This window comes from Paraburkholderia madseniana, assembly GCF_009690905.1.
GTDB classification, from domain to species: Bacteria; Pseudomonadota; Gammaproteobacteria; order Burkholderiales; family Burkholderiaceae; genus Paraburkholderia; species Paraburkholderia madseniana.
The window spans coordinates 1-2,767 of sequence record NZ_VOSW01000235.1; the positions used below are offsets into that span (position 1 = coordinate 1).

A 2,767-nucleotide genomic window follows, 5' to 3' on the forward strand; every position below is an offset into this window, starting at 1 on the left:
TATTGACCGTTATATCAAGATTTTAACGATCTTGTTTTTCAATCATAAATCTAAATCTATTTAAAATATAAATCTAATAATTGCGTTCTATAAGGGCAATTTGACCTATCATATCCATGTGGCCCGGCATTCCGCTGCGGCCCATTTCCGGAGGCATCCATAATGGAAGTCGTTGAAATCCGTGTAACTGAATCCGTTCTCGAAGCTAACTTCGGCAACGAAGCGCAGATCGAATACGTCCCGTACGGACGGCTGTGCCGCTCACCGCTGAATGTCCGCAAAAAGGCACCCACCGGCATCGAGGCGCTGGCCGGGACGATTGTGGGGAGTGGACTGATTCAGAATCTCGTCGTGCATCCCGTCAAAGGGTCGCGCGCGAAGCAGCCGAAGCTTGGGGTCTGCGCCGGTCAGCGGCGTCTCGCCGCGCTCGATCTGCTGTTCTCGCAGGGCAAAATCACTAAGGACTTCAAGGTGCCGGTGCTGATCGTCAGTGAGGGCGAAGCCGTCGCCGCGTCGCTGATCGAAAACCGCGAACGCGAGACGATGCATATCGCGGACGAATGTGGCGCGTTCCGGCTGCTGACCGAGGAAGGCAAGAGCATTGCGCACATTTCGGCACTGTTCAAGGTGTCGGAAATGGTCGTGCGCCGTGCGCTCAAGATCGCAAACCTGTCGCCGGTGCTGCTCGATCTTCTGCGCGATGACAAGCTGGACTACGAGCAGGCAAAGGTGCTTGCGCTGGCCGACGATTACGCGACGCAGGAGCGCGTGTGGAATGACGCCCAGACGCCCTGGCTGCGTCGTCCCGCGGAACTTCGCGCAGCGCTGACGAAAGCGGAACTCGACGCCAGGGAGAATCCGCTCGCAAAATTTGTCGGGCTGGACGCTTACCAGGCCGCAGGCGGTTATGTGCGTCGCGATCTGTTTTCCGACGACCAGAACGCCGGATACATCGCGGATGCGGACCTGCTGCATCGCCTTGCGACTGACCGCCTGATCGAGCTATCCCAGGCCGTGGCCGCTGAGGGCTGGTGTTTCGTGGAGACGCGGACCCGCCGTGACCAGGCCGAGCTGTTCCAGTTCGACCGGATTGCGTCGACGACACGCAAGCCGACCAAAGCGGAAAAGGCCGAGCTTGCGAAACTTGTTGCCACGCGCGACGAGGCGAAGGCCGCGCTCGATGCGTATTACGCCGATCAGGACAGCGAGGAAGACGAGGTGCTTTGGGAAAAGCTGGACAACGCGCTCAACGATGCTTCGGCTGCTGTTGACGCTTATGCGGAGCGCTTCGAAACGTTCACCGCCGACGACATGAAGCAGGCCGGTGCGTTCGTCGCCATTGACGAGGACGGGAAGGTGCAGATCACGCGTGGCCTGTGCTGCCGGGAAATCAACGCCGCAGACGCGGGCAGTATCGCTCACTTCACGCATGCGCAGCGAAATCGCGACCTGCCCGCGAAGGCCAGGCCCCTGCACGGCGAAAAGCTGTGCAAACGGCTTACCGCGCACCGCACGGCTGCGGTACAGATCGAGCTTGCGCGGCAACCGACCGTTGCGCTGGCCGTGCTGATGTACCGCATGATTCCGGCTGTGTTCGATGACGTGTACGGACAGTCATATATCGATCATGCGGTGCGGATCGACGTACATACGTCGCGCAATGCGCTGGTGTCGAACGCCGACGACATGGCCGACAGCGCCGCGTGGAAGGCGCTTGAAGATGAGCGGGCGAAGTGGAGTCGGATGCTGCCGAAGCGCACCGATGAACTGCTCGCGTGGCTGCTGCAACAGGACGTGGACGTGATGTCGAACCTGTTTGCATTCTGCGTGGCCGCGACGGTAGACAGCATCAGTCCCGTTGACCGGGCGCACCCGGTCAACGAAGTGGCGAACACGCTGGAACTGGACCTCACGCGTTACTGGAAGCCAACGCGTGGAGGGTATTTCGAGCACGTCCCGAAAGATCGTATCGTGACGTTGTCGGCGAGACGGTTTCGCCGCAGGCCGTAAGCGATCTGCGCGGGATGAAAAAGGGAGATGCCGCCGCTGCCGCCGAGCTTCGCATGACGGACTCGGGCTGGTTGCCGGAAGTGCTGCGCAACCGTGAGGTGCCGAAACATGTCACGTACGGCCATTGGGAGGATGACGAGGAAAGCGACGTCGACAGCACGCAGGATGAGTGCAACGACGGGGATGCGGAGGAAGCCGAAGCCGCCTGAGCCCTGATGCACTTTGCGTAAGTGCAGGCATGTCACATGCCGCCGTCCGGGTGAAAGTCCGGGCGGTTTTTTGCTTTACGAGTACTGCATAGGAAAAAAAGAAGCCGGTACGCAGACCGGCTTTCCGAGGCTCCTACCGCGTGCCTTTGGGGACCAGGCAGCGGCACGACGATTATGCCAGGCCGAGCGCCTGATGAGACCGCGATTTGCGAAACAGAATGTAACTACGCGGTGCGAGCCAGGGCGGCATCGCGCGCGCCGCGCGCCCGTATCGAGGGCCACGGGGACCCATGCAGAATGCATGGGGAGCGGCCCGACCCGGCGCAGAGCGGCGGGGCGATGCGGTTCAGGGTTTCGTGTGCTGAGGATATTTTTTCTTGAGCGCATCAATATCGGCATTGCTCACGCGAGGTTCGCCGTACTGCTGTCTCTTATACACATCTAAAAAAAAAAGAAACTACGCATTCATTCTTCGTTCCATATCGTCTATTGGACGCAGCTTGGGAACGATTTATTACCTGTCTCTTATACCCATCTCCGAGCCCACG

At 59.5% G+C, this 2,767-nt stretch carries 2 protein-coding genes; both read left to right on the plus strand.

The annotated features are described in order from the left end of the window. Positions 1-162: 162 nt before the first annotated feature. Positions 163-2,010, plus strand: a complete 1,848-nt coding sequence (locus FSO04_RS45420; protein WP_233465462.1) for a ParB/RepB/Spo0J family partition protein — start codon at positions 163-165, stop codon at positions 2,008-2,010. A 14-nt stretch (positions 2,011-2,024) separates the two neighbouring features. Next, the gene (locus FSO04_RS48165) at positions 2,025-2,219 is read left to right on the plus strand and encodes a hypothetical protein (protein WP_233465463.1); all 195 of its coding nucleotides are present in this window, start codon (positions 2,025-2,027) and stop codon (positions 2,217-2,219) included. Positions 2,220-2,767: the final 548 nt, after the last annotated feature.